Source organism: Streptomyces sp. NPDC050422 (assembly GCF_044458665.1).
Lineage (GTDB): Bacteria > Actinomycetota > Actinomycetes > Streptomycetales > Streptomycetaceae > Streptomyces.
In genome coordinates this window covers 144,949-171,229 of sequence record NZ_JBITIE010000020.1, presented here as the reverse complement: position 1 = coordinate 171,229, position 26,281 = coordinate 144,949, and the positions used below count along the sequence as shown (strand labels likewise).

Below are 26,281 nucleotides of genomic sequence, written 5' to 3'. Positions count from 1 at the left end.
CCTCACACCGCGTCGGCCAGCAGCAACGAGTGGATCCGGTCCGGCGCACCGGGGCGCGCGTAGTACCAGCCCTGGGCCGTGTCGCAGCCCAGCCGGCGCAGCTGCTCCGCCTGGGCCCCCGTCTCCACGCCCTCCACCGTGACAGCCAGGTCCAGGCTGTGCGCGAGCGAGACGATCCCCTCGACGATCTTCAGGTCCACCGGGTCGGCCGGATGGTGCTGCATCCCCTGGGTGAAGGAACGGTCCAGCTTCAGCACGCTCACCGGCAGCCGCCGCAGGTTCGCCAGGTTGGAGTACCCCGTGCCGAAGTCGTCGAGCGCTATGTCGACGCCCATCTCGGCCAGCTGCCGCAGCGGCTTCAGCAGGTCCTCGTCCGCCCCGATGAGCGCCGACTCGGTGACCTCCAGGCACAGTGCCCCCGGTTCGAGACCCGAGCGCTCCAGGATGTTGACGGTCTCCGCGACCAGCCGCGGGTGGTGCAGCTGCGCCGGCGAGAGGTTGACGTTGATCCGCAGCGGGCCGCCGTCGGTGTGCCGCTCCTGCCAGAAGTTGGCCTGCCGTACCGACTCCTCCAGCACCCAGCGGCCGAGCGGCACGATCAGCCCGGTGTGCTCGGCGAGCGCGATGAACCGGTCGGGCCCCAGCACCCCGTGCTGGGGGTGGCACCAGCGCACCAGTGCCTCCGCACCGTGCACCGAACCGTCGTCCAGGTGCACCAGCGGCTGGTACTCGATGAAGAACTCGCCACGCTCCAGCGCGGCCGGCAGCGCCGTGGTCAGCCCGTGCCGGGTGATCGCGCGGGCATCCGCCTCCGCGTCGGCGAGCTCGAAGCGGTTGCCGCCCGCGGACTTGGCCCGGTACATCGTGATGTCGGCGCTGCGCAGCACCTCCGCGGCACTGCGTTCGCCGGCCGGGCCCTCGACGACGCCGATGGACCCGCGGACGGTCAGCTCGCGCCCGTCGAGGCGAATCGGCGTGGCGAGCACACCGAGGATCCGGCAGGCCAGCTCGTCGACCTCCTCCGCGGTGTCGGGTCCCGTGGTGAGCGCCACGAACTCGTCGCCGCCGAGCCGCGCCACCATCTCACCGGGTGCGGTCGCGCAGCTCTGCAGGCGGTCCGCGACCTCGACCAGCAGCCGGTCGCCCGACGCGTGGCCCAGGCTGTCGTTGATCGCCTTGAAACCGTCCAGGTCCAGATAGCAGAGGCCGAACCGGCTTCCGTCACCTGCTGAGAGCGCTTTCTCGAGACGCTCGAAGAAGAGCGTCCGGTTGGGCAGGCCGGTGAGCGCGTCGTGCGTGGCCTCGTACCGCAGCCGCAGGTTGAGCAGCCGCCGCTCGGTGGTGTCCTCCATCAGGGCCAGCTGGTATTCCGGCCGGCCCTCAGGGTCGCGCAGCAGCGACACCGTCAGATTGGTCCACAGGACGGTGCCGTCGTTGCGGTAGTACGGCTTCTCGACCCGGTAGTGCTCGCGTTCGCCGCGGACCAGCTCGCTGTAGTACTTCCAGACCTGCGGGGTGTCCTCCGGATGGACCCACTCGTTGAGGCGGTGGCTCAGGACATGGTTCTCCAGGCCGCCGAACATCCGGGTGAGGGTGTCGTTGATCTCCAGCAGGTTGCCGTCCAGGTCGGCTATCCCGATGCCGATGGCCGCGTCCTTGAAGACGGCCCTGAAGCGCGCCTCCGTCGCGTGCAGCGCCTGTTCGGCGTGCGAGCGTGCGGAGAGCGCCGAGCGGGCGATTGCCTCCTGTTCCGCGAGGGTCCGCTCGCGCAGCGCCTGGGAGAAGCCCCCCGCGACCGCGTGCTGGATCCGTGCGCAACGGGACCGGCTGTCCTCGGTCGAGAGCGTGGCCGGTCCGTTGCTTCCGCAGTAGAGCACCAGGTACGAGTCGACGACGCCGAGCGTGGAGCTGAGCGCGTCCGGGTCCGTGCAGTGAGCCTCGACGAGGGCGGAGCCCACCCCGCTCGCGGGTGCCGGGTCGAACGGACGGGCGTGCAGCGTGTCGCTGAGCGCGCGAGCCAGCGGGAGCAGGTGCTGCTCGAACTCCGGCCGGGTCATGGAGGTGGCCGTCGACGGGAAGATCGCCCGGCTCCAGATCGTGGCGAACCTCCGGAGCCGGTCCTCGGGGCCGTCGGGTTCCGCGTCCGGAGCTCCGGACGCCTGGGCGGGAATGCTCACGCCTTGCGTCCCACTCCAGCGAAGCCCGAGAAGGCGTACGGGTCTTCGTTCTCCTGCCCTGCGGGGGCCTCGGGGCGCCACTGCGGCATCGACACCAGTCCGGGCTCGACCATCCCGTAGCCGTCGAAGAACCGGGCGACCTCGTCGCGGGAGCGCATGACCAGCGGATTGCGGATGTTCTCGTACACCCCTACCGCGCCGCCGGCCTCCTCCTTCGTCACCGGGACCCCTTCGTACGAGGCGTGGGTGACGACCAGGAGGCTTCCGGGGGCCAGGATGTCGCGCAGCGCGGCAACGGCCGTGTGGGGGTCGTCGGCGTCCTCGATGAAGTGGAGTACGGCGACGAGCAGCAGCGCCACCGGACGGTCGAAGTCGATGAGCTTTGCGACCTCGGGGTTGTCGCGGATCTCCTCGGGCCGGCGCAGGTCGGCGGCGGCGATCACCGCGCCGTCGTTGCCTTCGAGCACGGCCTGACTGTGTGCGACAGCGACCGGATCGTGGTCGACGTAGGCCACCTTGGCCTGCGGGTCGATCGCCTGGGCGACCTCGTGAACGTTTCCGAAGGTCGGTATACCGGAGCCGATGTCAAGGAACTGCGTGACGCCCTCGTCCAGCGCGAAGCGCACGGCACGGCGCATAAAGGCCCGGTTCGCCTGCATGATCTTGGGAAGTCCCGGCATGAACTCCATGGCCTTGCGGGCCGCTTCCCGGTCCACCTCGAAATTGTGCGATCCGCCCAGATAGAAGTCGTACATTCGAGACACGCTCGGCACCGAAATGTCAATGCCTTGCGGTGCCCAGGCGGGACGCTCCATCGATGTCTCCAACAAGTCGCCACGGCGATCCGGCCATGTTCATGGTCAGTGTTGACCAGAGGCTACTGATCCACCGCCAGGAGAGCGAGCGGAAACGGAAATTAGCGGTCCGTTATTGGTCACACACCCGTGGCATGTGCAACCGTCCCGTCGCTGCCTGTGACATTCGGCGACGGGACGGTGCAGGACGGCCGGCCGGGAACTACTTCTGCGCACCGACGAGCTTGGCATTGGGAGACACCGCGTACCATGTGCCCCCGACACCCTGGCCGTTGGTGTCACCGGGCTTGACGTCCCCGGAGAAGGTGTAGATGGGCCAGCAGTCGATGGCCTGCTGCTTGAGTCCGTCGGGCCGGTCGAAGGTGACAAAGCCCTTCGTGGTGACGCCCTTCACATCATTCTTCTCGAGCGGCGCGACAACCGGCCACTTCGAGAGACAGGCCCCGGCGCAGGCCGACTTCATCGGCCATGCGACATCCTTCTTGAACCGGTAGACCGTCATGCCCCGCTTGTCCACGACGATATCGCCGAGTTCCGGATCCTTGCGTACCGAGAGTCCCGCAAGGCCGGCCGCTTCCGCACCGGAAGGGCCGTCCGCGTTCACCGCCGCCTTCTCGCCGTCGGGCGCCGAGGCGAACCAGGTTCCACCCACTCCCTGCCCCTGGGCGTCGCCCGGCCGGGCATCCTTGGCGTACCGGTACATCGGCCATCCCGCCAGGGTGAGTTGCTGCGTGCCGTCGGGGCGGGTGACCTTCCCGGTCAAAGCGGCGTCGGTTCCGGCGGCCGCTGTGACATTGCCCGCCGGCACCGGAGGCCAGGCTTTCGCACAGTCGCCTTCGCAATTCGACTTGGGTGGGTTCGCGGTGTCCTTATCGAATCGGTAGAGCGTGAATCCCTCGCTGTCCGTCACGACTTTGCCGAGCTTCTTGCTGTCCCACACCGCCAGTTGACCGGCCTGTTTCGCCGAGACGGTCTCCGTCGTCGCACCGGAGCCGTATCCGCTGTCCGATCCATAGCTGTCGGCGGCCTGACCGGCCGGACTCGCGTTGCCCACGTTCTGCCCGTTGGGTGACTCGTCGCCCTTGTCCTGACCGCACGCCGTCGTCAGCGCCAACAGGGTCACCGCGGTCACCGCGAACGAGGCGTTCCGCCAGGTGTTCATGTCAACTCCCGTGGTACTTCAGCCAGTTGCGACGCGGGTTCGCGTCGTTCATGGCCCTAGGTACGGGCGCCGGGCCGTTCTTTGTTCAATGCGTACGCAGATTCTTCCGGAGCCGCAAACACCATGTGCCCAGTTCCCCTCCATCAGGGGAATCCCACGGCTGTCCGGCGTGCCCGGCCACGGCCCGGAACATGCTCCCCCTCGTGTACGGATCACTCATCGGCCGGCTTGCCGCGGCCGTCGCACTCACCTGGCTGCTGACCGCCCCGACGCCCGCACTGGCCGACAACTGCGCGTACGCCTCGATCGGCGACGGTGACGGGGGTGCGGCGGTGTCCGCCAGCGGCGACGGCAACTGTTATGCGGGGCCGGAACCCGAGCCGACTCCCCCACCGGCTCCGAAACCTGAGCCGAAGCCCCCACCCCCGCCTCCGCCTCTTCCGCCACCCCCGCCTCCACCTCCGCCGCCACCCCCTCCAGCACTGCCCGAACCGCCCCCTCCACCGCCCACTCCGCCCCCGTCCCCGTCACCCACACCGTCCGCACGCCCGGCGCCCCCCGCGCCCGTGGCGCTTCCCTCGTACCGCAGACCCGTTCGGAAGGCGCCGGAACGCCATACCTCCCTGGTCACGCTCACTTTGATGATCACCGCGCCCGCAGTGTTCGCCGTCGCCGTGCTGCGGCCCCGTTCCCGATGACCTCCGGAGGCACTCATGTCGGAATGGCTTGTTCTCACCCTCGCCATGGCCGCGGCCAGCGCCGTCGTGCTGACCATCGCCGTACTCAGCAATCGGCGGCTGCCCGAGGACGACGACCCGTCCGAGACCCCTGACGTCATCGAGTACATGACGATGATGATCGGAGTGGTCTACGCGATCGTGCTGGGCCTCGCCATCGCGGGCGTCTGGGAGGGCCGCGGCGCCGCCCAGGAGTACGTACGCCAGGAGGCGCAGGCACTGCACGAGGTCAGCGCGCGCTCCTCCGTATACCCGGCAGCGGTCCGCACCCGGATCCGTGCCGATGTCGACGCCTACGTCAGCTACGTCGTGCACGACGAGTGGCGGACCATGAGCAAGAAGGGGACGCTCAGCGACCGGGGCACCGAGCTCCTGGACCGGGTACGGGCCGACGTCACGGACTACCGCCCGAAGACGGATCACGAGGGGCAGGCCTACCAGCCGCTGGTCGACCAGGTCGCGGCGGCGGACGACGCCCGCAACGCACGGGGGCAGAGCGCCGGCGCCACGATGCCCGGGGTCGTCTGGTTCGGACTGATCACGGGGGCGCTGGTGACGGTCGGACTGATCTTCACCCTGCAGATCCGTCGTTCGTTCCGCGAACTCCTGCTGGCCGGCCTCTTCAGTGTGCTGATCGCCTTCCTCCTCTTCCTCATCTGGGACTTCGACTCCCCCTTCGGCCGGGGCATCTCGGCCACCGCCGCACCGTTCCTGGATCTGTTCCCGGATGCGACGGGCGGATAGACGCCCCGTCCCCCGGGCGGTGCGCCGCTCGAGGGACAGCGGTGCCCCGAGCGGCGCACCCCGATCGCGGGCGAAATGCGCCACTTCTAACGTTGCCCGCATCGAGGTGCATTTCTGACGCTTTGTGGAAATCCGTTCCGCAGCTGCTCCTCGGGGACCCGGAGGATTCACCATGCGCGCAATACGTGTCACTCCCGTCGCTCTGCTCGGCGCCGCAGCACTCGCCCTGACCGCCCCGGCCGTGACCGCGTATGCCGCTACCACGGGTGGTCCGTCCAACAGCGGGAGCGGATACACCGTCACGCCTTCGGTGATCGCGCCCGGCGGCCAGGTCACCCTGGCGGCCAAGGGCTGCTCCACCACGGCGACGGCGTCCTCAGGGGTGTTCGACACCGTCACCATCCCCAAGGACGGCACGGGCAGGGCTACGGTCGACTGGGACGCCAAGCCTGGCGCCGCCTATGAGGTGACGTTCACCTGCAACACCTCGCCGAGTTCCACGGCGAAGGTGAACCTCACCGTCAGCGCGGCCACTAGCACACCCACCACGAGCTCGACGAGCTCCGCGGCGTCCACCGCCTCGCCGGCCGGTGTGCAGGGTGGTCTCGGCGGCAGCATCGACAGCATGAACTCCGGCGAGATCGTGGCCGGCACGGCGCTGGCCGTGGCGGCCGCCGCAGGCACCGTCTTCGTGGTGCGGCGGCGCAAGGAGAGCCGCTCGCACTGACCGGCACCGCTGCGGCGGAACGAAAGTCGCCCCGGGTCCTCTTGGAGGACTCGGGGCGACTTCGGTTATCGGGCCGGTGGGTGCGTCCTTACGGTCAGACCGCCCCATGGGTCATCCTCCGGCGGCGCATGACGTACATGCCTCCGCCGAGGGCCGCCGAGGCGACCAGGCCCGCGCCGACGCCCATCTCCGTCGGGCTCGCGGCCATCGAGCCGCCGAAGCCGCCCTGCGCGCCGCGGCTGTTGAGCACGGTGAAGCGGTGTCCGGCCGTCCGGTCGGTGCCGTCGCAGCGCACCGTCAGGTTGTAGGAGCCGGGCGTCGCGTCGTTGAGGATCCGGACCCGGGCGTGGCCGACCCGGCCCGCCGAGAGCCTGGTGGTCCGGAACGCGTTGGACGAGACGCTGCCGCCCCGGCCGCAGCCCTCGGCGCTGACCTGCATGGCCGCACCCTGGTGCACGCGCTCGGGGTCGACGGTCACGTTGTTCGGACCGTTGTTACGGCCGTTCCCGTTCCCGTTCCCGTTGCCGTTGCCGTTCCCGTTCCCGTTCCCGTTGCCGTTCCCGTTCCCGTTCCCGTTGCCGTTGCCGTTCCCGTTCCCATTGCCGTTGCCGTTGCCGTTGCCGTTGCCGTTGCTGTTGCCGTTGTCCCAGTCGCCCGGGTCGTTCCAGTCGTTCTGGCTGTTGCCGTTGTTCTGGCCGTTCCCGACGTCTCCACCGGCAGCGGCCATCGGGGCACCGAGCCCGAGAGCGGCGACGGCGGTCGCGGCGACAACGAGAGCGCGTGTAGCACGCATCGTTCGAACCTCCAGCGGGAAGCGCCCCCGGAGCTCTGTGCACCGGGATGGATCGACGAGAACGCCTCCCATGACGAACCCTCACCAGATCCTTGATCCAGCGCATTTCGGGACTGCTCCACCCCGGTGATCCGACACACCGCGCAAACACCCGTGAACCTGATGGACCCGCAGGTCACAGAGCGTCAGAATTTTTATCCGGCTACTACTCCGATAAGCAGTCCCCCCGGTCGCCGCCACCCGTTCGCACTTCCCTGAGTGCCGCGCGACCGCCCCCCGCCTAGCGTTCCCCTCGTCGCGACGAAGGGAGAACCATGGGCCGGGACAACTGGCGCCCCGAACGGATCAGACACTCGCCGTGGGGGGCACTCGCGCTGGCGATGCTCACCGGTCTCGCGCTGATGCGGAACGGCGCGGACCTCTCACCCGGGCCGCCGCAACCGGTCGCCGCCACCTCGGTGGGCCACCAGAAGGTCGCCCCGGGCGCCCCGGTGGCCGGCCCGGCCGTGAAGCCGCTGGCGTACGCGCCCGTCGCACGCGTGGCCATCCCCTCGATCGGGGTCGACGCACCGGTCATCGATGTGGACCTCGACGCGAACGGCTGGATCGGGACACCGCCCCCGCAGGACCCCAACCTGGCGGGCTGGTACCAGAACGGCATCGCGCCCGGCCAGATCGGCACCTCCGTCATCGTCGGTCACGTCGACAACCAGGCGGGCCCCGCCGTCTTCTACGGGCTGGGCTCGCTGAAGAAGGGCAAGCGCGTCGAAGTCACCCGCAGTGACGACCGGGTCGCGGTGTTCGAGGTCTACGGCGTCGAGGTGTTCTCCAAGAACGACTTCCCCGGCGCCCGCGTGTACGGCGACACCGGACAGGCGGAGCTGCGGGTCATCACCTGCGGCGGCGGATACACGAAGGCCAACGGCTACGACGGCAACGTGGTGGCCTTCGCCCGCCTGGTCGCCACTCGCTGAGGCTGCTGCCGGGGGCCGCTGTCCCGTCCCCGGCAGCAGTCGCAGCCCCCCTCAGCGGCGCTCCGGCACCGTGATCCGGTACCCCTCGTCCAGCAGCCCGGGCAGATAGCGGCGCAGCGCGGCCACGCTCTGCGAACGGTTGCCGCCCGCGTCGTGCGAGAGCACCACGACCCCGGGCGCCGCGCCCTCCCTGACCCGGCGGACGATGCTGTCGGTGCCCGGCACGGTCCAGTCGAGGGTGTCCACCGTCCACGCCATCGGTTCCATGCCCAGCGCGGCCCCGACCTCGAACGAGTTCCGGTTCCAGGCCCCGTAGGGCGCCCGGTACCAGAGCGGCGCGGCGCCGGTCACCTTCTCGATCACTTCGCTGGTACGGCCCAGCTCGTCGGTCACGCCGGCCCGCGAGAGCTTGGTGACCAGCGGGTGGGTCCACGAGTGGTTGCCGACGGTGTGGCCCTCGTCGGAGATCCTGCGGACCAGGTCCTCGTTGTCGTGGGCCATCTCCCCGCAGAGGAAGAACATCGCGCGTACGTCGTGCTTGTGCAGCGTGTCCAGGATGTGCGGGGTGTAGAGGGGATCGGGTCCGTCGTCGAAGCTCAGCACCATGGCCCGGCCGATGTCGGGCAGTTCCTCGAAGGGGCGGGTGCGGACCGGTGGCGCGGCCGGACGGTAGTGGGGCGGGTTGTTCGCGGTCATGGGTCGCAGGCGGTAGGCGAGCGGCCGGGTCCGCAGGGCGGCTGCCTGCGGACCGGCCGCGGCGGCCGACGGCGGCGCGGGACGCCGGAACGGGGTACCGGCGGAGTCCGCCGCGACCAGGCGCACGACAGTGGCGGCGCCCAGCCCGGCAGCCAGCCTCAGCAGCGTTCTGCGCATCGGCGGCATCTGATCATTCTTCATGACCAACTGCTCGCACATCCGCTCTGTCTCCCTTCTCAACGACACCGGTTACGGAGGGTTTTGCACCCAATGGAGGGAGCGCGTCCGCGCGACCGCCGGCAGCGCGCCGGGGCACTCGGGAGCCCGGGCCGGGGCCGGCCGGGCGAGCCGATAGCCTCACTGCCGTGACAGATCAGCAGCCCCACCAGTTCGAACGTGGCACAGACGGCCCGAAAGTGATCGTCGCGGGCCTCGACGGTTCCGAGTCCTCCATGCGCGCCGCGGCGTACGCCGCAGGTCTCGCCCGCCGGCAGCGGGCCATGCTCGCCCTCGTCTACGTCCAGCCCGTACTGACGGCGGGTGCCGCACTCGGCGCACCGGTCGGCGATGCGACCGGGGACGTAGCGGAGGGTCTGGTGAGCGAGATCCGGGAGTCGACGGAGCGGATGAAGGACATATGGGATGTCCGCTGGGAGTTCCACACCTTCCGCGGTGATCCCTACAACGGTCTGGTGACGGCGGCGGACGAACTCAAGGCGGACGCCGTCGTGGTGGGCGCGTCCGAATCGGCGGGGCACCGGTTCATCGGTTCGGTGGCCGTACGTCTGGTGAAGGCCGGGCGCTGGCCCGTCACCGTGGTCCCGTAGGGCCGCCCCCGCTCCCGCCGGCCCCCCGTCACCGCCGCCCGACCGTTCACCGCACCACTCGCCGCTCTGTGCGACCGCTCGTCGCACAGGGCCGCGTTTGTCCTGTTCCCCGGGGCGTGAATGCGTTCGTATACGCCAGTCAGCAGCGAGGCGGCAGGGACCTCCGCGGGGAAGGGCGTTCACCATGACCACGACGACGACCGATGAGCGGGCACTCGCGGATCTGCAGCGTGCGCACGGACCGGCCCTGTTCCATTTCCTGCTGGGCCTGACGTTCGGCGACCGGCAGCGGGCCGAGGATCTCCTCCAGGAGACGCTGGTGCGGGCCTGGCAGCACCCGGAGGCGTTCGACGGCCCGTACGAGTCGATGCGGCCCTGGCTGTTCACGGTCGGGCGCCGGCTGGCGATCGACGCCCGCAGGTCACGGCTGGCCCGGCCGGCCGAGGTCAGTGACGCGGTGCTGGAGAGCGCTCCGGGCCGGGAGGACACCGCGGAGTCCGCGGTGTCCGCGCTCGATGTACGGAAGGCTGTGCGCACCCTCAGCCCGGAGCACCGGGCGGTGCTCGTCCAGATCTACTTCAGGGGGCTGAGCGTGGGCGAGACCGCCGAGGTGCTCGGGATACCCGCCGGGACGGTGAAGTCCCGTTCCTACTACGCTCTGCGTCTGCTCTCCCACAACCTGCCCGGCTATTCCAGCAGGTCCTCCTCCGTGAGCAGGGACAGCAGGTCTGCCGCCTCCACGACCGCCGCGTAGTCGGCGGCGCAGCGGTCGCAGTCCTGGAGATGGCGGGCGACGCGGAACGCCTCCGCGTCCGGGAGCGCGTGCAGGACGTAGGCGCCGAGCAACTGCCGCATGTGCGGTCCCTCCCCTGGGTCGGCGGTCATCGCAACCTCGTGTCTGTGACGGATCCGGTCCGACGGATCCTGTCCTTCTGGCCACGCGGGGCGCGCTCCCCCGGTTCAATGCTGCGTGTAGGGCCGTACCGAGAACGGAATGGGGCGAGACCGGATGCGTCCGGAACGTCAAGGCGGATCCAGTGACGGCGGGCTGCTGATCCCGATGGCCTGGATGTACGCGGAGTACCTCGCCGACGAACTGCTGCGGACCGGCGAACTGATGGAGCCGGCGACGCTGGAGTACCGGGCGGGGCGCGACGCGCTCGCCCTGACCGTGTTCCTCTCCGACGGTGCGGTGGCCGAGGCGCTGCCCGCCGCCCGGGTGGACGAGCTGCGGCTGCTGACGGCGTACGGGCCCCCGTGGCGCGGCTGGGTCTGCGCACGGCTCGACGCGCTGGAGGCGGCGGGCGACACCGGCCCGGACCTCGCACTGGCCCTCGCGGCCTGGCGGTGGCTGGAGGACACCGAACTCCTGGCGGCCGACCTGGACGCGATCGGCCCGCCTCCGTGGGAGCCGGCCGAAAGCCCCCGTGAGCCGGAGGACGAGGGGGCGGCGGCCCAGGTGTGGACACCCGCCTGGCAGCTGGGGCTGCCGCTGGGCCACCTCTCGATCCACCTGTACTGACGCCTGCCCGCCGCCGGCTCAGGAGCCGTGCACCCCGGCGCGGTACTTCGGCAGCCGTACGGTGATGCGCATGCCGGCGCCGATGCCCGTCTCGATGACGAGCCCGTACTCGTCCCCGTACACCTGGCGCAGCCGTTCGTCGACGTTGAGCAGTCCGATGCCGGTGGACTTTCCGCCTTCCCCGCGCAGGATGTGGCGCAGCCGCTCCGGGTCCATGCCGGTGCCGTCGTCCTCGATGACGACCTCGGCCTCGGAGCCGGCGTCCAGCGCGCTGATGGTGATGCGGCTGGAGGTGACGGCTCCTTCGAGTCCGTGTTTGACGGCGTTCTCGACCAGGGGCTGGAGGCAGAGGAACGGCAGGGCCACGGGCAGCACCTCCGGGGCGACCTGGAGGGTGACCGAGAGGCGTTCGCCGAACCGGGCCCGGACGAGGGCCAGGTACTGGTCGATGGAGTGGAGCTCGTCGGCGAGGGTGGTGAAGTCGCCGTGGCTGCGGAACGAGTAGCGGGTGAAGTCGGCGAACTCCAGGAGGAGCTCGCGGGCCTGCTCGGGATCGGTTCGGACGAACGAGGCGATGGCTGCCAGTGAGTTGAAGATGAAGTGCGGGGAGATCTGCGCGCGCAGGGCCCTGATCTCGGCCTCGATGAGCTGGGTGCGCGAGCGGTCGAGTTCGGCGAGTTCCAGCTGTACGCAGACCCAGCGGGCGACCTCGCCCGCTGCCCTCGCCAGGACAGCGGATTCGCGCGGGGCGTAGGCGATCAGCGTGCCGAGGACCCGGTGGTCGACCGTGAGCGGCACCGCGACGGCCCAGCGCAGCGGGCAGTCCAGGTCCTCGCACTCGCTGCGGAAGGCGGTGTCGCGGCCACTGGCCAGGAGGTCTCCCACCTCCTCCATGACGTGCCGGCCGTGGTGGTCGCCCGCGCCGTCCCACACGAGGACCCGGTCGCGGTCGGTGAGGCACAGGGCGTCGGTGCCGAGCAGCGAACGGAGCCTGCGGGCGGATCTGCGGGCGCTCTCCTCGGTCAGTCCGGCGCGCAGCGGGGGCGCGGCGAGCGATGCGGTGTGCAGGGTCTCGAACGTGGCGTGTTCGACGGGTGTGCCGACGTCGCTGGTGCGGACGGGGCGTGCGGTGCGCCGGCCCGTCAGCAGGCCGCCGCCGAACAGCAGCAGGGCGAGGAGCACGATGACGGCGTATCCGGCACCGGTCATCGGTGCCTCCCGGCGGTGAGTGCCTCGGGCAGGTGGAAGCGGGTCATCGCGGCGTTGGTGCCGGCGGGTATCCGGCCCGGCGTGGCGAGCGAGACCAGGATCATGGCGAGGAAGCCGACGGGCACGGACCAGACGGCGGGCCAGGCGAGCAGGGCGTGCGGCCAGCCGGGCGGGCGCACCGCCCCGCTGACGGTGATGGCGACGGAGAGCAGCGCGGACCCGCCGCCCAGGACGAGTCCCGCCACGGCCCCGGGCGGGGTGAGCCTGCGCCACCAGATCCCGAGGACCAGCAGCGGGCAGAAGGAGGACGCCGACACGGCGAACGCCATCCCCACCGAGTCGGCGACCGGTACCCGGCTGACGATCAGCGAACCGGCGAGCGGGACGGAGATGGCGAGGACGGTGGCCAGCCGGAAGTGCCGTACGCCGCGTGAGGGCAGGACGTCCTGGGTGATGACTCCGGCGACGGCCATCGTCAGTCCGGAGGCGGTCGACAGGAACGCGGCGAAGGCGCCGCCGGCGATGAGCGCGCCGAGCAGGTCGCCGCCGAGCCCGCCGATGACCCGGCCGGGCAGCAGCAGCACGGCGGCGTCCGCGTCGCCGCCCTGGATGAGCTCGGGTGCGTACAGCCGGCCGAGGGCTCCGTAGACGGGCGGCAGCAGGTAGAAGACGCCGATCAGGGCGAGGACGGCGACGGTGGTGCGGCGGGCGTCGCGGCCGTTGGGGCTGGTGTAGAAGCGGACGACGACGTGCGGCAGGCCCATGGTGCCGAGGAAGGTGGCGACGATGAGCCCGTAGGTGGCGTACAGCGGGTGGTCGGCGCGGAAGACGGAGAGCTGTTCGTCGAAGGTGACGCGGGGCCGTCCGTCGCCCTGCCAGGCGAGCACCAGGAAGATGGCGGGGACGAGGAGCGCGGTCAGCTTCAGCCAGTACTGGAAGACCTGTACGAAGGTGATCGAGCGCATCCCGCCGGCGGCTACGGCGAGGACGACGACGGAGGCGACGAGGACGTCGCCGAGCCAGCCGGGCGCCCCTGTAAGGATCTTGAGGGTGAGTCCGGCGCCCTGGAGCTGCGGGACGAGGTAGAGCCAGCCGGCGCCGACGACGAGCACGCTGACGAGTCTGCGCACCTGTCGGGATTCGAGCCGTCCCTCGGCGAAGTCGGGCAGGGTGTACGCCCCCGAGCGGCGCAGCGGGGCGGCGACGAAGACGAGCAGCACCAGATAGCCGGCGGTGTAGCCGACCGGGTACCAGAGCATGTCGGGTCCGTGGACGAGCACCAGACCGGCGATGCCGAGGAACGAGGCGGCGGAGAGGTACTCGCCGCTGATCGCGGCAGCGTTCAGCCGGGGCCGTACGGTGCGCGAGGCGACGTAGAAGTCGGAGGTGGTGCGCGAGATGCGCAGCCCGAACCCGCCGACGAGGACGGTGGCGAGGACGACGGCGGCGACGGCCGCCACCGCGTAGGTGCGGCTCACTGTGCGGGGCGGCCTTCCACGAGCCGGGCGAAGTCGCTCTCGTTGCGCTCGGCCCTGCGTACGTACCACCAGGCGAGGAGCGTCAGCGGCGGGTAGGCGGCGAAGCCGAGGACGGCCCAGACGACGGCGGAGCTGTGCAGGGCCTCGAAGACGAGGGGCAGGGTGCCGACGACGACGGCGAGGACGGTGAACGCGGTGAGTCCGGCGCGGAGCTGGCTGCGCATCAGCGAGCGGACGTACGCGCCGCCGAGCGCGGTCTGCTCGTCGATCTCCGACTGGGTGCGGTAGCGAGGCAGCGGACGCACCCGGCGGGGCTCCCCCGTCACCACTTCACGCCGGGGCGTTGGCTCTGCGGACATGGGGCCGGAGTGTACGCAGCACCCGACCCCGCTGGGAAGGGGTCCGCGCCCGGGTAGACGCTGGTCAGCGGCCGGTCTGCCGCATCAGCAGATCGCGCAGCGCACGGGTGTGGCGGCGGCTGACGGCGAGCGAGGCGGTACCGATGCGCACGCTCATGCTGCCCGCGTCCAGGCGCAGTTCGTCGATCCGGCCGAGCGCCACGAGATGGCGGCGGTGGATGCGGACGAATCCGCGGGTGCGCCAGCGTTCCTCCAGGGTGGTCAGGGGGACACGGACCAGGTGACTGCCGGTGGCGGTGTGCAGGCGGGCGTAGTCACCCTGGGCCTCGGCGTACGCGATGTCGTCGATCGGGATGAAGCGGATGACGCCGCCCAGCTCGACGGGGATCTGGTCGTGTGCGGTGTCATGGGCGGGTGCGGAGCGCTCGCCGACCTGTTCGGCGACGCGCCGCACCGCTTCGGCGAGGCGTTCGCGGCGCACGGGTTTGAGGACGTAGTCGACGGCCTTGAGGTCGAAGGCGTGCACGGCGAAGCCCTCGTGGGCGGTGACGAAGACGATGAGCGGGGGCGCGGCGAACCCGGCCAGCAGTTGGGCGACATCGAGTCCGGTGAGTCCCGCCATGTGGATGTCGAGGAAGACGACGTCGATGGCTGCGGGATCGTCGGGTCCGGCGTCGACGGCACCGCCGATGCGCCGCAGCGCCTCGGTTGCGCCGGTGGCTCCCTCGGCGCTGTGGATCCGGGGATCGGCGCGCAGGAGGTACAGCAGTTCCTCCAGGGCGGGTTCTTCGTCGTCGACGGCGAGTACGCGGAGCATGAGGCCGGAGTTTAGACCGCCCTGTACATGGGGGGTGGGTGAAGGAGCGGGTCTGGGTGCGTGCAGCTGCAAGGCGGAGGATTGAGCCATGGCGGAGCCCTGGTGATTGACGACAACGCCGGAGGGGGCCCCTCCCGGCTCGAGCGAAGCCGAGAGTTGGGGGAGTGCGTACCCAGACCCGCGACGCCGCCCCCCATGTACAGGGCGGTCTGAGGCCTGTACGGCGCGACGCAGGCGGGTCTGCTGAGTGATTCACGGGCTGTTTCCGTACGGGACGGCATGTGCACCCCGCCCCACCGTCGCGATGTCGGCGCCTATGCCCTGGGCGTGCTCGGCGCCGCCGACGCCTTCCGTTTCGAGGAGCATCTGGAGGCCTGTCCGCGGTGTGCGGGCGGGGTGGCGGAGCTCGGCGGGGTGGCGGCCGCTCTGGGGCGGTACGCCCGGCTGACGCCACCGGGTATCGATCCCGTGGTGCGGGCCGGTCCCGGTCTGGTGCGGCGGGCCACTCGGGCGGTGGCTGCCGGGCGGCGCAGGACGCGGCGGCGGCGCCTGGTTCTGGTGGCGGCCGCCGTGGTGCTCGCGTCCGGGGCGCTGTTCGCGGTACCCGGCGCAGGTCAGGGGCCCGAGCGGTGGACGGCCGTGGACCGGATTTCCGGGATGACGGCTGTCGTGACGGCGGGGGCGCGCGAGTGGGGCGCCGAGGTCGGGCTGGAGGTGTCGGGGGTGCCGGAGTCCGGGGTGTGCTCGCTGGTCGCGGTGGGCCGGGGCGGTGACGAGGAGACCGTGGCCACCTGGTCGTCGGCAGCTCCGGGCGAGGCGCCGATCCGGCTGAGCGGGGGCGCGGCTCTGCGGCCCGGGGCCATCGACCGGTTCGAGGTGCGTACGGCGGCGGGGCGGCGGCTGCTGCGGCTCACCCGTTGAAGCGCGCTACTTGAGCAGCTTGGAGAGCCGTCGGTCGGCCAGCGGCTTGCCGCCCGTCTGGCAGGTCGGGCAGTACTGGAGCGACGAGTCACTGAAGGACACCTCACGGATGGTGTCCCCGCAGACCGGGCATGCCTCGCCGGTGCGCCCGTGGACGCGCATGCCGCTCTTCTTCTCGGCCTTGAGCCGTCCGGCCGCCAGTCCGCTGGAGCGGGCGACGGCGTCGTTCAACGTGGTGCGCAGGGCTGTGTGAAGCGTGGTGATCTCTTCGTCGGTGAGGCGCGCGGTGAGTTTGAACGGGGACATCTTCGCGACGTGCAGGATCTCGTCGCTGTAGGCGTTGCCGATGCCGGCGATGAGCGACTGGTCGCGCAGGGCGCCCTTGATCTGGCGCCGTTCCCCGTCCAGCAGGGCGGCGAAGGCGTCACGGTCGAAGGACGGGCCGAGCGGGTCGGGCCCGAGGCGGGCCACCCCGGGGATCTCGGCCGGGTCGTGGACCAGGTGCACGGCGAGGCGTTTGGTGGTCCCCGCCTCGGTCAGGTCGAAGCCGTCGCCGCCGGTGAGGACGGTACGCAGCGCGAGGGGGCCCTTCCCGGGGCGCGGCGGAGCGGCGGGGAAGCTCTCCTTCCAGTGGAGCCAGCCGGCCCGGGCGAGGTGGGTGACCAGGTGCAGCGGGCCGACGGCGATGTCGAGGAACTTGCCGTGCCGCCGGACCGAGGTGACCGTGCCGCCGTGCAGGGCGGTGAGCGGCGGGTCGTACGTCTTCAGGACGCTGATGGCGAGCGGCAGGACGCGGTCGATCTCCCTGCCGACCAGGTGGTCGTCGAGGAAGACCCGCAGGGCTTCGACTTCCGGCAGTTCGGGCATGGTTCCCAGCCTGCCGCAGGGCTCGCCCCGGCGCCTACCGGAGGCCGTACACGCGCTCGGCCGTGGTGGCGAGGACGGCGTCCCGCTCGTCGTCGGCGAGGCCGTCGAGGAGCACGAGCGCGGTCTCCACGACTTCGGTGTACGTCGCCGCGAGCCGGCACACCGGCCAGTCCGAGCCGAACATCAGCCGGCCGGGCCCGAAGGCGTCGAGGACCGTGTCGGTGTACGGGCGCAGGTCCCTGACCGTCCAGTCGTGCGGGTCCGCCTCGGTGACCAGGCCGGAGAGTTTGCACACGGTGTTCGGGAAGGCGGCGAGCGCCCGCAGGTCGTCGGCCCAGGGGAGCTTCCGCCCGGCGGCGATCTGCGGTTTGCCCGCGTGGTCGAGGACGAAGGTGAGCCCGGGCAGCATTTCGGCGGCCCGGACGGCTGCGGGCAGCTGGTGGGACTGGACGATCAGGTCGTAGACCAGTCCGGCGTCGGCCACGGCTGCCAGTCCGCGCTGTACGTCCGCGCGCAGCAGCCATCGCGGGTCGGGTTCGCCCTGGACCTGGTGGCGCAGGGCGACGAGCCGGTCGCCGCCGGGGAGCTCGCGCAGGGTGGCCAGGGTGTCGGCGACGTCCGGGGCGGTGAGATCGGTCCAGCCCACGACGCCGGCGACGAGTTCGCCGCCCTCGGCGAGCGCGAGGAACTCGGGGGTCTCCTCCGGGACGGTGACGGTCTGGACGAGCACGGTCGCGCACACGCCGTTGGCCCGGGCCTCCGGCTCCAGGTCGGCGAGGGTGAAGTCGCGTCGCAGGGGGGCCAGTTCCTCGCCGGTGATCCAGTCCTGGTCGCGTACCGAGAGGTCCCACACATGGTGGTGGGCGTCGACGATGCGGGGGCGGCCGGTCATCTCACAGCTCCCAGGCGACGGGGAGGCCCGCTTCGGCGCCGTCCGACGAGTAGTCGTGCGAGACGTCGAGGAGTTCGTCCATCCTGGCCTGCCAGGCGACGTTGACGGGGAGCTGTTCCAAGTCGGCGAGGAGCCGGGCGTAGTCGTCGCAGTCGATGACATGGAACAGGTCCGTGCCGCTGCGCCAGATCGTCCAGGAGGTGGCGCCCGCCGCGCGGATCGCCCGGGTCAGTTCGGCCGGGACCTCGCGGTGCGCGGCCTCGTACTCGGCTGTGCGGTCCGCACGGACCTTGGTGTGCAGGGCGATACGCATCTCAGTGTCCGTTCTCGGTCAGCAGGCCCTCGGCGCGCAGGTCGTCCCAGAGGTCGTCGGGGATCTCCCGGCGGAGCAGGGCGGCGGCGTCGCGCACCTCGTCGGGGGAACGCGTGCCGACGAGTACGCCGGCGACCGCCGGGTGGGCGAGCGGGTAGTGCAGGGCGGCGGCGCGCAGCGGCACCCCGTGGCCCTCGGTGACGGCCTTCAGACGAAGGGCCCGGTCGAGGAGGTTCAGCGGCGCGGCGGCGTAGTCGTACGTGGCTCCGGGGCGCGGGTCGGCGAGGAGGCCCGAGTTGAAGACGCCGCCGACGACGACGCTGCGGCCGCGCGCGGCCGCGGCGGGCAGCAGATCGGTCAGGGCGGACTGGTCGAGGAGGGTGTGGCGGCCGGCGCAGAGCACCACGTCGACGTCGGTCTCGACGACGAAACGGGTGAGCATCGCGGTCTGGTTCATGCCGGCCCCGATGGCCCCGATCGTCCCTTCGGCCCGCAGCTTCTCCAGTTCCGGGTAGGCCTCACCGAAGGCGGCCTCTGCGTGGTCGTCGGGGTCGTGGAGGTAGGCGATGTCGATGCGGTCGAGGCCGAGGCGTTCCAGGCTGTCCTCGATGCTGCGGCGGACACCGGAGGCGCTGAAGTCCCAGCGCCTGCGGTGCGTGGCGCGGACGGCGAAGCCCTCGGAGAGCGAGTCGGAGGCGGCGGCCCCGCCGCCGGGCAGCGGTTCGAGTACCCGGCCCACCTTCGTGGACAGGACGTACGCGTCGCGGGGCCGGCCGCGCAGGGCCTCGCCGAGCCGTCGTTCGGAGAGCCCGAGCCCGTAGTGCGGCGCGGTGTCGAAGTAGCGGACGCCCTCGTCCCAGGCGGCGTCGACGGCGGCCGCCGCCTGTGCGGGCTCCACAGCGCTGAAGAGATTGCCGATGGCGGCTGCCCCGAAGGACAGCTCGGTGACCTCGACCGCGCTGTTTCCCAGCTTGTTGCGCCGCATGTTTCCGTCGCCCTCCCCGAAGATCGCTTCCTGCACACAGCGAATATTCATCGGATCACTTGGGCGCGTCAACACCTCGGAGAACATCAACAGCGGCAATTGCTTCGCGATCTGTCCGATCTATGTGGTGGCGTTCACCGGTAGCAGCGTCAGCAGTTCGGCCACCTCCTCCTCGGCGCAGCGCCCCAGCCGCGCCAGATCGGGAAGCGCCTTGCCATCGGCCACCAGGCCGATTTGCACCGTGGAGCCGTACGTGGTCAGCGCGATGGCCAGGGACTGACCGCGGGCCAGCGGGGCCATCGGGTAGAGCGCACGCAGCGGACAGCCGCCGAGCGAGAGGGCCGAGCGCGGCAGCGGCACGCTGGTGACCAGCACGTCGAAGAGCATCCGGGCGGCGTTCCCGGCGAGCGGCGCACCGAATCGGTGGGCCAGCGACGGCAGTTGGTCGGCGAGTACCGCGACCGCCCCGGCCCCGCGCAGCGGCCCGGCGGACTTGTTGCGGTCCATGGCGCCGCGGACGGCCCGCAGCCGCTCCCAGGGGTCGGGTTCGGAGACGGGAAGGCCCAGCAGGTAGGCGGAGAGCCGGTTGCCGTTGGCCGCGGCCGCGCCGCCCGGGCGGCGCCGGGAGACGGGGACCAGGGCGCGCGGATCGGCACCGGGCAGCGCTTCGCCGCGCTCCAGCATCCAGCGGCGCAGCGCGCCCGCCACGACCGCGAGCAGCACGTCGTTGCTCGTGCCGCCCGCCGCCCGGCGGATCCGCTGCACTGCTTCGAGGTCGAGATCGGCCGTGGCGAGACGCCGGGTGCCGGAGGAGCTGGCGCTGAGGGCCGGTGCGCCGCGCAGATCGAGACGGCTGGCGCGTACCAGTGAGGCCCCGACGCCGAAGGCCCGGCCGAGGTCCTCGATCCGTCCGAGGGCGAGGCCCGCGACCTGGCGGGGACCGGGCATCCAGGAGCGCGGCGGCACGGGGCGCACCCGTCCGGCCGCCGGCCCCGGCCGGCTACGGCCCGAGAGCGAGGCGATCTCGTCGAAGATCCCGGCTCCGATGGCGACCGCGCGCATTCCGTCGGCGAGCGCGTGGTGGAGCTTGACGAGGACGGCGAAGGGGCCGTCCGGGTCGCCGCCGATGACGTACATCTCCCAGGGCGGCAGCCCTCTGCGCAGCGGCTGCTCCATCAGCTCTCCCGCGAGCCCGGTGGCCGCCGCCATGAAGGCGGCCTCGCCCTCGCCGGCGGTCTCCGCCTCGGGCAGTCGCACCCGCTTGACGTGCCGGTGGACGTCGAAGTCCTTGTCCACCGACCACGCCGCGCCCCCGACGGGCAGCAGCACGTCGCGTACGCGCATCCGCAGCCGCGGGATGGCGGCGGCCCGGGTGCCGAGCAGTTCGAGGAGGCCGTCGGGCCCGGGGGCCCGGTGGCCGCCCGGCGCGAAGACGGCGAGCGCACCGAGGTGCATGGGGTGTGCATCGGACTCGAGGTGCCAGAAGGCCAGATCGAGAGGTGCCAGTAGCTCAGTGCCCAACGGGTCCTCATGTCATGGAAGGCGAAATGTCATGGAAGACGAAGACTGACGAACTCGCAGTCAATCCCTCGCGGTCGGTTACGGTCAAGTGCAGACATGTTACGTTCCGTTACTTCTCGGTAGTGTTCAATCCCCGTGAACGGCAGTCGCGTTCACCGGATCAGCCGCGTGGCGGAATGACGAATTCGCACCAGACGCACTTGCCGGTGCCCCGGGATTCGACGCCCCAGGCGTCCGCCAGCCGGTCGACGAGCATCAGCCCGCGCCCCGACACCCCCGCCTCGCCCGCGTCCCGGCGGCGCGGCAGCGCGCTGGACCGGTCCTCGACGTCGACGCGCAGGCGGCGCTCGGGGCCGGTGAGCACCCGGATCGTGACGATCGCACCGCCGTCGGTGTGCATCAGGGCGTTGGTCGTCAGCTCGTCGGCGGCCAACTCCACCTCGTCGGCCCGGTCCTTCGCACCCCACGCCCGCACCGCCGCACGGATCATGTGGCGCGCCGAGCTGAGCGCCTCCGGGTCGTTCTGCCCCACGTGCTGCTGGAGCCGACCGCCGGGCTGCGGGGCGTGGGCGGCCTTGCGGCGCAGGAGCAGCACCGCCACATCATCCTCTCCCCCGCGTTCGTCGACCGATTCGCAGAGCCGGTCGGCCAGCCGCTGGAGGTCCTGGGGGCCGTTCCTGATCATGGCGGTGAGCAGTTGCACGCCTTCGTCGAGGTCGGTCCCCGGCAGCTCCACCAGGCCGTCGGTGAACAGCACCATGGTCTGCCCGGGGTCGAGCTCGACCGTACTGACCGGATACTCCAGCCGCCCGAATTCGGCGGAGAGCCCCAGTGGCAGCCCGCCGTCGACCAGCACCTTGCGGCAGCTCCCGTCGGCGTCGCGTACCAGCGGGTCCACATGTCCGGCCCTGACCACCTGCACCACACCGGTGGTCAGGTCGGCCTCGGCGTAGGTGCAGGTCGCGAAGCGGTCGGTGTCCAGTTCGTGCAGGAAGACGGAGGCCCGGGCCATGACCGTCGCCGGGCTGTGCCCCTCGGCGGCGTACGCGCGCAGCACGATGCGCAGCTGCCCCATGACGGCGGCGGCGTGCGTGTCGTGCCCCTGCACGTCCCCGATGACGGTGCCGACCCGGCCACCGGGCAGCGGGATGACGTCGTACCAGTCGCCGCCGATATCCCTTCCCAGCCTCGCCGAGCGGTATCGCACGGCGATCTGCGCACCCGGCACCTCGGGGACGCGGCGCGGCAGCATCGCCTGCTGGAGCCCCTCGGCGAGGTCGTGCTCCTGCTCGTACAGCATGGCGCGCTGGAGGCTCTGGGCGATGGAGCTGCCGAGAGCGACCAGCAGGTTGCGCTCGTCGCCGGTGAATCCGTCCTTGTCGCTGTAGAGGAGGCCGAGTGCGCCGATGGGGCGGGCCTGGGCGATGAGCGGCAGATAGGCGGCGGAGGTGATGCCCAGGTGGCTGATGTGGGGCCACAGGACCGGGTACGAGTCCGCGAAGTCCTCGGCGGACTCGATGAAACGGGGGGCGAGCGTGCGGACGACCTCGCTCATCGGGTACTGCTCGTCCGTGCGCGTGTACCGGGTACCGGGGACGAAGGCGCCCTCGGGCCCGTCGGCCACCAGGTGGATGCGTCCGGCCTCGATCAGTCCCATGACCAGACTGGTCGCCCCCAGATGAGCCAGCCCCTGGGAGTTCTTGAGCACGTCGATGACGTCCTTGACGGTGCGGGCGTGGGCCAGTGCCGCCGTGGTGGCCTCCACCAGGCTGGTCCGCCGCCGGCGCTCCTCATCCAGCTCGCGACGGGCGGTCGAGTCGGCCAGTTCCTCGGTGGCGTCCCGGACGATGCCGATGATGCGGCGCGGCCGGCCGGTGGCATCGCGCCGGACGAAGCCCTGGGTGTGCGTCCATTGCAGGGTCCCGTCGCGCCGCAGGATGCGGAAGTAGGCCCCGTAGTTGGTCCGGCCGGTCTTGAGCGCCTGCGTGACCATGGTGTCGAGCCGCATGCCCTCGTCCGGCGGCACCCGCGTCCCGAGCGTCGTCGGCCTGTTGTCGTACTCGTCGGCCCTCATGTCGAACACGTCGAGAGCCGGCTGGTCCATGTGCATGAGGCCGCTGTCAAGGTCCCAGTCGAAGCTGCCCATACGGTTCAGGGCGAGACTGAGGTCCGGGTGGGCGGGCCAGTCGTCCGGGAGTGACAGGGCACCCGCTACCCGATCATCCATATGCGCAACTCTGCCATCTTTTGTCCGATTCTTCGCGCGAACCGTCCACCAGGTGAACGTGCGATGGAACACATTTACGAGCAGGGCGGCCGGGCTGCTTTCCCGGAGATTCCACGGGATTCCGAGGAGCGGCAAAGGTGCGGGGTGCCGGATACCGCCGCAGAACGCCGACCCGCCCCGAAAGCGGGCAGAGGCAGCGACTAACGTGTGCGTGGGGCGGAGTAAGCCAAGCCTTACCCACGGCCCGCCCCGCTCCTGCTCGTTCGTCCTAAGGAACAGCTCTCCATGACACGCCCCGTCCGCGTAGCCATCGTCGGAGCCGGCCCCGCCGGAATCTACGCAGCGGACGCGCTGCTCAAATCCGACGCCGCCGCCGACCCGGGCGTCTCCATCGACCTGTTCGAGCGGATGCCCGCCCCCTTCGGCCTGATCCGCTACGGCGTGGCCCCGGACCACCCGCGGATCAAGGGCATCGTGCAGGCGCTGCACCAGGTCCTGGACAAGCCCCAGATCCGGCTCTTCGGCAATGTCGACTACCCGAACGACATCGGCCTGGACGAGCTGCGGAGCTTCTACGACGCCGTGATCTTCTCCACCGGCGCCGACGCCGACCGCGCCCTCGACATACCGGGGAGCGACCTGGACGGCTCGCACGGCGCCGCCGACTTCGTCTCCTGGTACGACGGCCACCCGGACGTGCCGCGCACCTGGCCGCTGGAGGCCGAGAAGGTCGCCGTACTGGGCGTCGGCAACGTGGCCCTGGACGTCGCCCGCATCCTCGCCAAGACCGCCGCCGAGCTGCTGCCGACCGAGATCCCCGCCAACGTCCACGACGGCCTGAAGGCCAACAAGGCGCTGGAGGTGCACGTCTTCGGACGGCGCGGTCCCGCCCAGGCCAAGTTCAGCCCGATGGAGCTGCGGGAGCTGGACCACTCGCCGAACATCGAGGTCATCGTCAACCCCGAGGACATCGACTACGACGCGGGCTCGATCGAGACCCGGCGCGGGAACAAGCAGGCCAACATGGTCGCCTCCACGCTGGAGAAGTGGGCGATCCGCGACGTCGGCGACCGGCCGCACAAGCTTTTCCTGCACTTCTTCGAGTCCCCCGTGGAGATCCTCGGCGAGGACGGCAGCGTCGTCGGACTGCGGACCGAGCGCACCGAGCTGGACGGCACCGGGAACGTGAAGGGCACCGGCCGGTTCCACGACTGGGACGTGCAGAGCGTCTACCGCGCGGTCGGCTACTACTCGCAGGAGCTGCCCAAGCTCCCGTTCGACGTCGCGTCCGGCACCGTTCCGCACGCCGCAGGACGGGTTCTCGCCGGCGGCGAGCCGATGGAGTCGGTGTACGTCACCGGCTGGATCAAGCGGGGCCCGATCGGCCTGATCGGGCACACCAAGGGCGACGCCAACGAAACGGTCGCCTGCCTGCTGGAGGACCACACCACCGGCCGGCTGCCCGCCCCGGCACAGCCCGACCCGTCGGCCGTGACCGAGTTCCTGGAGTCCCGCGGCGTCCGCTACACCACCCGCGAGGGCTGGTACCGCCTGGACGCGCACGAGCGCGCCCTGGGCGAGGCGCAGGGCCGTGAGCGGGTCAAGGTCGTGGAGCGCGACGCCATGCTGGACGCCTCGGAGTCCGGCAACTGACACACCACGGCGACGGCCCCCGAACTCCCCCGGTCAGGGGGGCTCCGGGGCCGTCGGCGTCACCGGGGGCGTCAGCGTCCCTGCAGCGCCTTGACGTGGTCACCGAAGGTCCAGTTCTTGGATCCGTCCCAGTTCAGCGACCAGGTCATCAGGCCCTTGAGGCTGCCGCCGTAGTGGTTCCAGGCCTGCGAGACGAGGTTCGGGGCCATGTATCCGCCGCCGGCGCCCGGCTGGGCGGGCAGACCCGGCACCTGCTTGTCGTAGGGCACCTTGATGGTGGTGCCCTGGATGACGAGCCCCTTGTCCAGACAGTCCGTCTGCGCCGTGAAGCCCTCGACGGTGCCCGCGGAGTACGAGTCGCCCGCGCATCCGTACATGCTGCCGTTGTAGTACTGCATGTTCAGCCACCAGAGCCGGCCGTTGTCCGCGTACTTCTTCACGATGGGCAGGTACGCACCCCAGATCGAGCCGTACGTGATGCTGCCGCCGGTGACATAGGCCGTCTCCGGCGCCATGGTCAGACCGAAGCCGGACGGCATCTGCGCGAGTACACCGTCGATGATGCGGATCAGGTTGGCCTGCGAGGCCGACAGCTGGTTGATGTTGCCGCTGCCCGTGAGACCGGTCTCGATGTCGATGTCGATGCCGTCGAAGTTGTACTTCTTGAGAATCGGCACCACGGTCTCGACGAAACGGTCGGCGACCGCGCTGGAGCCGAGGTCGATGCCCGCGGCAGCACCGCCGATGGACATCAGGGTGGTGAGCCCGGACGCCTTCGCCCGGCACATCTCGGCCGGGGTGGGGACCTTCACGGTCGAGTCCATCCCGTCCTCCCACAGGACGGTGCCGTCCGAGAGGATCACCGGGAAGGCCGCGTTGATCACGTTGTACCCGTGCTGCGGGATGCGGCTGTCGGTGACCGGGATCCAGCCCAGCGGCGGGTGCACACCGTTGGACGCGCCGTCCCAGTTCTCCCAGTACCCCTGGAGCACCTTGCCGGACGGCTTCGGTTTGACCGCACAGGTGTCCTCCTGCGCGGAGCTCGGTGTGGCCGCGACCAGCATCTGTACGATGCACGCCGCCGCGAGTCCGGCTCCCAGCAGTCGTGCGGTGCGACCGAACATGACGAATCCCCTCCCATACTGACATGCCCCTGACAACTCGACACGGGACCGCGCCTGCGCTCAACGTAAAGTGGTCCAGACCTGCCGTCAATAGGTCTGGACCAAAAGCGGAAGCTGGGCGGTCATAGTTCTGCGTGCACCCTCCGGGACCGCTCGCGCACCCGGCCCGGGTAGCGCTCCGTGAAGCGGACCGCCAGCACCAACAGGACCACGGGGATGACCCAGTTCAACCAGTCACCACCGGACGACGTGTGCACCGCGAGCAGGCCCAGCAGGGCGGTCGCGACGAAGACCCCGCCCCAGAGCAGGGTCAGCACCCGGTTCACGTGCCGGAAGACGGGCGAGCCCCACACCTCACGGGGCGTGGTCTCCCGCGCGTACTGCTCCGTGAAGGGGACGAACGCCAGCGAGCCGAGCGCCACCACCGCGATCACGGAGCTGGACAGCACCTGCGCGTACCGCTCCACCCAGTACAGATCCTGACGGTCCAGGAAGAGCGCCAGAACGCTGAGGGCGGCGAAGAAGGCGATGCCGGTGATCTCCAGCACCTTGAACGAACCCCGGCGCAGGTCGGGCAGGTTGAGTACGAGGGCCGATACGAGCCCGGCCAGTGCCGCGTACTCCCAGGTACTGGGGGACGCGACGACATCGAAGATGATCCACGGGGCGAACGCGAAGAAGAGATTCCCGGTCCGCCGCCCGGAATTGACTTGGGCCACCGGACACCTCCGGGGCATGTGC

The 26,281-nt window shown here is 70.8% G+C and carries 26 protein-coding genes; 8 read left to right on the top strand and 18 right to left on the bottom strand.

Going from position 1 to position 26,281, the window contains the following annotated elements:
• Positions 1-2: 2 nt before the first annotated feature.
• The 3 genes from ACIBJG_RS29700 to ACIBJG_RS29690 form a co-directional block, all read right to left on the bottom strand.
• A complete protein-coding gene (locus ACIBJG_RS29700) occupies positions 3-2,177 on the bottom strand; it encodes a putative bifunctional diguanylate cyclase/phosphodiesterase (RefSeq protein WP_399312073.1) in 2,175 nt (724 codons plus the stop codon).
• Positions 2,174-2,992 carry an SAM-dependent methyltransferase gene (locus ACIBJG_RS29695; protein ID WP_399312072.1) on the bottom strand — a complete coding sequence of 273 codons (819 nt, stop codon included), beginning with the start codon at positions 2,990-2,992 and terminating at the stop codon, positions 2,174-2,176. Before ACIBJG_RS29695 ends, ACIBJG_RS29700 begins: the two co-directional genes overlap by 4 nt.
• Positions 2,993-3,194: 202 nt before the next feature.
• Positions 3,195-4,154 carry an SCO0930 family lipoprotein gene (locus tag ACIBJG_RS29690; RefSeq protein ID WP_399312071.1) on the bottom strand — a complete coding sequence of 320 codons (960 nt, stop codon included), beginning with the start codon at positions 4,152-4,154 and terminating at the stop codon, positions 3,195-3,197.
• Between the two features lie 713 nt (positions 4,155-4,867).
• Here ACIBJG_RS29690 and ACIBJG_RS29685 point away from each other — a divergent pair.
• Both ACIBJG_RS29685 and ACIBJG_RS29680 read left to right on the top strand, forming a co-directional pair.
• Positions 4,868-5,635 carry a hypothetical protein gene (locus ACIBJG_RS29685; RefSeq protein WP_399312069.1) on the top strand — a complete coding sequence of 256 codons (768 nt, stop codon included), beginning with the start codon at positions 4,868-4,870 and terminating at the stop codon, positions 5,633-5,635.
• Between the two features lie 172 nt (positions 5,636-5,807).
• Positions 5,808-6,362: a hypothetical protein gene (locus ACIBJG_RS29680; protein ID WP_399312068.1), complete on the top strand. Its 555-nt coding sequence runs from the start codon at positions 5,808-5,810 to the stop codon at positions 6,360-6,362.
• A gap of 94 nt (positions 6,363-6,456) precedes the next feature.
• Here the strand turns inward: ACIBJG_RS29680 and ACIBJG_RS29675 are convergent, their stop codons facing one another.
• Positions 6,457-7,155, bottom strand: a complete 699-nt coding sequence (locus ACIBJG_RS29675) for a hypothetical protein (RefSeq protein WP_399312067.1) — start codon at positions 7,153-7,155, stop codon at positions 6,457-6,459.
• A gap of 314 nt (positions 7,156-7,469) precedes the next feature.
• On the opposite strand from ACIBJG_RS29675, the gene ACIBJG_RS29670 reads away from it, so the two are divergent.
• A complete protein-coding gene (locus ACIBJG_RS29670) occupies positions 7,470-8,129 on the top strand; it encodes a class F sortase (RefSeq protein WP_399312066.1) in 660 nt (219 codons plus the stop codon).
• 51 nt (positions 8,130-8,180) lie between these two features.
• Here the strand turns inward: ACIBJG_RS29670 and ACIBJG_RS29665 are convergent, their stop codons facing one another.
• Positions 8,181-9,026 carry a polysaccharide deacetylase family protein gene (locus ACIBJG_RS29665; RefSeq protein ID WP_399312064.1) on the bottom strand — a complete coding sequence of 282 codons (846 nt, stop codon included), beginning with the start codon at positions 9,024-9,026 and terminating at the stop codon, positions 8,181-8,183.
• Between the two features lie 164 nt (positions 9,027-9,190).
• Here ACIBJG_RS29665 and ACIBJG_RS29660 point away from each other — a divergent pair, with 164 nt between their 5' ends.
• Entirely contained in the window at positions 9,191-9,652 is a 462-nt protein-coding gene (locus ACIBJG_RS29660) for a universal stress protein (protein ID WP_399312062.1), read from the top strand.
• Between the two features lie 184 nt (positions 9,653-9,836).
• Complete coding sequence (locus ACIBJG_RS29655; protein WP_399312061.1) at positions 9,837-10,406, top strand: sigma-70 family RNA polymerase sigma factor; 570 nt, start codon at positions 9,837-9,839, stop codon at positions 10,404-10,406.
• Here ACIBJG_RS29655 and ACIBJG_RS29650 read toward each other — a convergent pair.
• Entirely contained in the window at positions 10,340-10,537 is a 198-nt protein-coding gene (locus ACIBJG_RS29650) for a zf-HC2 domain-containing protein (RefSeq protein WP_399312059.1), read from the bottom strand. The two genes, ACIBJG_RS29655 and ACIBJG_RS29650, sit on opposite strands and share 67 nt — an antisense overlap.
• Positions 10,538-10,661: 124 nt before the next feature.
• Here ACIBJG_RS29650 and ACIBJG_RS29645 point away from each other — a divergent pair, with 124 nt between their 5' ends.
• Complete coding sequence (locus tag ACIBJG_RS29645) at positions 10,662-11,174, top strand: hypothetical protein (protein ID WP_399312057.1); 513 nt, start codon at positions 10,662-10,664, stop codon at positions 11,172-11,174.
• 18 nt (positions 11,175-11,192) lie between these two features.
• On the opposite strand, the gene ACIBJG_RS29640 is transcribed toward ACIBJG_RS29645, so the two are convergent.
• The 4 genes from ACIBJG_RS29640 to ACIBJG_RS29625 form a co-directional block, all read right to left on the bottom strand.
• Positions 11,193-12,383, bottom strand: a complete 1,191-nt coding sequence (locus ACIBJG_RS29640; protein WP_399312055.1) for a sensor histidine kinase — start codon at positions 12,381-12,383, stop codon at positions 11,193-11,195.
• Positions 12,380-13,861 carry a cation acetate symporter gene (locus tag ACIBJG_RS29635; RefSeq protein ID WP_326733838.1) on the bottom strand — a complete coding sequence of 494 codons (1,482 nt, stop codon included), beginning with the start codon at positions 13,859-13,861 and terminating at the stop codon, positions 12,380-12,382. Before ACIBJG_RS29635 ends, ACIBJG_RS29640 begins: the two co-directional genes overlap by 4 nt.
• On the bottom strand, positions 13,858-14,220 hold the full coding sequence (locus ACIBJG_RS29630) for a hypothetical protein (protein WP_356317991.1): 363 nt from the start codon (positions 14,218-14,220) through the stop codon (positions 13,858-13,860). Before ACIBJG_RS29630 ends, ACIBJG_RS29635 begins: the two co-directional genes overlap by 4 nt.
• Before the next feature lie 64 nt (positions 14,221-14,284).
• Positions 14,285-15,037: a LytR/AlgR family response regulator transcription factor gene (locus tag ACIBJG_RS29625; RefSeq protein WP_399312052.1), complete on the bottom strand. Its 753-nt coding sequence runs from the start codon at positions 15,035-15,037 to the stop codon at positions 14,285-14,287.
• 279 nt (positions 15,038-15,316) lie between these two features.
• Between ACIBJG_RS29625 and ACIBJG_RS29620 the strand changes: the two genes are divergently transcribed.
• Positions 15,317-15,958 (top strand): zf-HC2 domain-containing protein, encoded by a 642-nt coding sequence (locus tag ACIBJG_RS29620; protein WP_399312051.1) that lies wholly within the window; start codon positions 15,317-15,319, stop codon positions 15,956-15,958.
• A gap of 6 nt (positions 15,959-15,964) precedes the next feature.
• Here the strand turns inward: ACIBJG_RS29620 and ACIBJG_RS29615 are convergent, their stop codons facing one another.
• From ACIBJG_RS29615 to ACIBJG_RS29590, 6 genes are all read right to left on the bottom strand, one after another.
• Positions 15,965-16,825 (bottom strand): Fpg/Nei family DNA glycosylase, encoded by an 861-nt coding sequence (locus ACIBJG_RS29615; RefSeq protein ID WP_399312049.1) that lies wholly within the window; start codon positions 16,823-16,825, stop codon positions 15,965-15,967.
• A 34-nt stretch (positions 16,826-16,859) separates the two neighbouring features.
• Positions 16,860-17,717 (bottom strand): amidohydrolase family protein, encoded by an 858-nt coding sequence (locus tag ACIBJG_RS29610; protein ID WP_399312047.1) that lies wholly within the window; start codon positions 17,715-17,717, stop codon positions 16,860-16,862.
• Position 17,718: 1 nt separating this feature from the next.
• A complete protein-coding gene (locus tag ACIBJG_RS29605) occupies positions 17,719-18,030 on the bottom strand; it encodes an L-rhamnose mutarotase (protein WP_399312045.1) in 312 nt (103 codons plus the stop codon).
• Position 18,031: 1 nt separating this feature from the next.
• Positions 18,032-19,015 (bottom strand): aldo/keto reductase, encoded by a 984-nt coding sequence (locus ACIBJG_RS29600; RefSeq protein ID WP_399312133.1) that lies wholly within the window; start codon positions 19,013-19,015, stop codon positions 18,032-18,034.
• A 120-nt stretch (positions 19,016-19,135) separates the two neighbouring features.
• Positions 19,136-20,536: a wax ester/triacylglycerol synthase family O-acyltransferase gene (locus tag ACIBJG_RS29595; protein WP_399312044.1), complete on the bottom strand. Its 1,401-nt coding sequence runs from the start codon at positions 20,534-20,536 to the stop codon at positions 19,136-19,138.
• 160 nt (positions 20,537-20,696) lie between these two features.
• Positions 20,697-22,763 (bottom strand): SpoIIE family protein phosphatase, encoded by a 2,067-nt coding sequence (locus ACIBJG_RS29590; protein ID WP_399312043.1) that lies wholly within the window; start codon positions 22,761-22,763, stop codon positions 20,697-20,699.
• 285 nt (positions 22,764-23,048) lie between these two features.
• On the opposite strand from ACIBJG_RS29590, the gene ACIBJG_RS29585 reads away from it, so the two are divergent.
• Positions 23,049-24,416, top strand: coding sequence for an FAD-dependent oxidoreductase (locus ACIBJG_RS29585; RefSeq protein WP_399312040.1), 1,368 nt, complete (start codon positions 23,049-23,051; stop codon positions 24,414-24,416).
• A gap of 71 nt (positions 24,417-24,487) precedes the next feature.
• Here ACIBJG_RS29585 and ACIBJG_RS29580 read toward each other — a convergent pair whose 3' ends face one another.
• On the bottom strand, positions 24,488-25,540 hold the full coding sequence (locus tag ACIBJG_RS29580; protein WP_399312039.1) for a chitinase: 1,053 nt from the start codon (positions 25,538-25,540) through the stop codon (positions 24,488-24,490).
• 122 nt (positions 25,541-25,662) lie between these two features.
• Positions 25,663-26,259: a hypothetical protein gene (locus ACIBJG_RS29575; RefSeq protein WP_399312037.1), complete on the bottom strand. Its 597-nt coding sequence runs from the start codon at positions 26,257-26,259 to the stop codon at positions 25,663-25,665.
• Between the last annotated feature and the right edge of the window lie 22 nt (positions 26,260-26,281).

What these genes read in the sequence shown, in the direction of transcription:
- ACIBJG_RS29695 (WP_399312072.1), bottom strand. Translation starts at nt 2,992, where the DNA reads ATGGAGCGTCCCGCCTGGGCACCGCAAGGCATTGACATTTCGGTGCCG.
- ACIBJG_RS29690 (WP_399312071.1), bottom strand. Translation starts at nt 4,154, where the DNA reads ATGAACACCTGGCGGAACGCCTCGTTCGCGGTGACCGCGGTGACCCTG.
- ACIBJG_RS29685 (WP_399312069.1), top strand. Translation starts at nt 4,868, where the DNA reads ATGTCGGAATGGCTTGTTCTCACCCTCGCCATGGCCGCGGCCAGCGCC.
- ACIBJG_RS29680 (WP_399312068.1), top strand. Translation starts at nt 5,808, where the DNA reads ATGCGCGCAATACGTGTCACTCCCGTCGCTCTGCTCGGCGCCGCAGCA.
- ACIBJG_RS29675 (WP_399312067.1), bottom strand. Translation starts at nt 7,155, where the DNA reads ATGCGTGCTACACGCGCTCTCGTTGTCGCCGCGACCGCCGTCGCCGCT.
- ACIBJG_RS29670 (WP_399312066.1), top strand. Translation starts at nt 7,470, where the DNA reads ATGGGCCGGGACAACTGGCGCCCCGAACGGATCAGACACTCGCCGTGG.
- ACIBJG_RS29665 (WP_399312064.1), bottom strand. Translation starts at nt 9,026, where the DNA reads ATGAAGAATGATCAGATGCCGCCGATGCGCAGAACGCTGCTGAGGCTG.
- ACIBJG_RS29655 (WP_399312061.1), top strand. Translation starts at nt 9,837, where the DNA reads ATGACCACGACGACGACCGATGAGCGGGCACTCGCGGATCTGCAGCGT.
- ACIBJG_RS29650 (WP_399312059.1), bottom strand. Translation starts at nt 10,537, where the DNA reads ATGACCGCCGACCCAGGGGAGGGACCGCACATGCGGCAGTTGCTCGGC.
- ACIBJG_RS29645 (WP_399312057.1), top strand. Translation starts at nt 10,662, where the DNA reads ATGCGTCCGGAACGTCAAGGCGGATCCAGTGACGGCGGGCTGCTGATC.
- ACIBJG_RS29640 (WP_399312055.1), bottom strand. Translation starts at nt 12,383, where the DNA reads ATGACCGGTGCCGGATACGCCGTCATCGTGCTCCTCGCCCTGCTGCTG.
- ACIBJG_RS29630 (WP_356317991.1), bottom strand. Translation starts at nt 14,220, where the DNA reads ATGTCCGCAGAGCCAACGCCCCGGCGTGAAGTGGTGACGGGGGAGCCC.
- ACIBJG_RS29625 (WP_399312052.1), bottom strand. Translation starts at nt 15,037, where the DNA reads ATGCTCCGCGTACTCGCCGTCGACGACGAAGAACCCGCCCTGGAGGAA.
- ACIBJG_RS29620 (WP_399312051.1), top strand. Translation starts at nt 15,317, where the DNA reads ATGTGCACCCCGCCCCACCGTCGCGATGTCGGCGCCTATGCCCTGGGC.
- ACIBJG_RS29615 (WP_399312049.1), bottom strand. Translation starts at nt 16,825, where the DNA reads ATGCCCGAACTGCCGGAAGTCGAAGCCCTGCGGGTCTTCCTCGACGAC.
- ACIBJG_RS29610 (WP_399312047.1), bottom strand. Translation starts at nt 17,717, where the DNA reads ATGACCGGCCGCCCCCGCATCGTCGACGCCCACCACCATGTGTGGGAC.
- ACIBJG_RS29605 (WP_399312045.1), bottom strand. Translation starts at nt 18,030, where the DNA reads ATGCGTATCGCCCTGCACACCAAGGTCCGTGCGGACCGCACAGCCGAG.
- ACIBJG_RS29600 (WP_399312133.1), bottom strand. Translation starts at nt 19,015, where the DNA reads ATGCGGCGCAACAAGCTGGGAAACAGCGCGGTCGAGGTCACCGAGCTG.
- ACIBJG_RS29590 (WP_399312043.1), bottom strand. Translation starts at nt 22,763, where the DNA reads ATGGATGATCGGGTAGCGGGTGCCCTGTCACTCCCGGACGACTGGCCC.
- ACIBJG_RS29585 (WP_399312040.1), top strand. Translation starts at nt 23,049, where the DNA reads ATGACACGCCCCGTCCGCGTAGCCATCGTCGGAGCCGGCCCCGCCGGA.
- ACIBJG_RS29580 (WP_399312039.1), bottom strand. Translation starts at nt 25,540, where the DNA reads ATGTTCGGTCGCACCGCACGACTGCTGGGAGCCGGACTCGCGGCGGCG.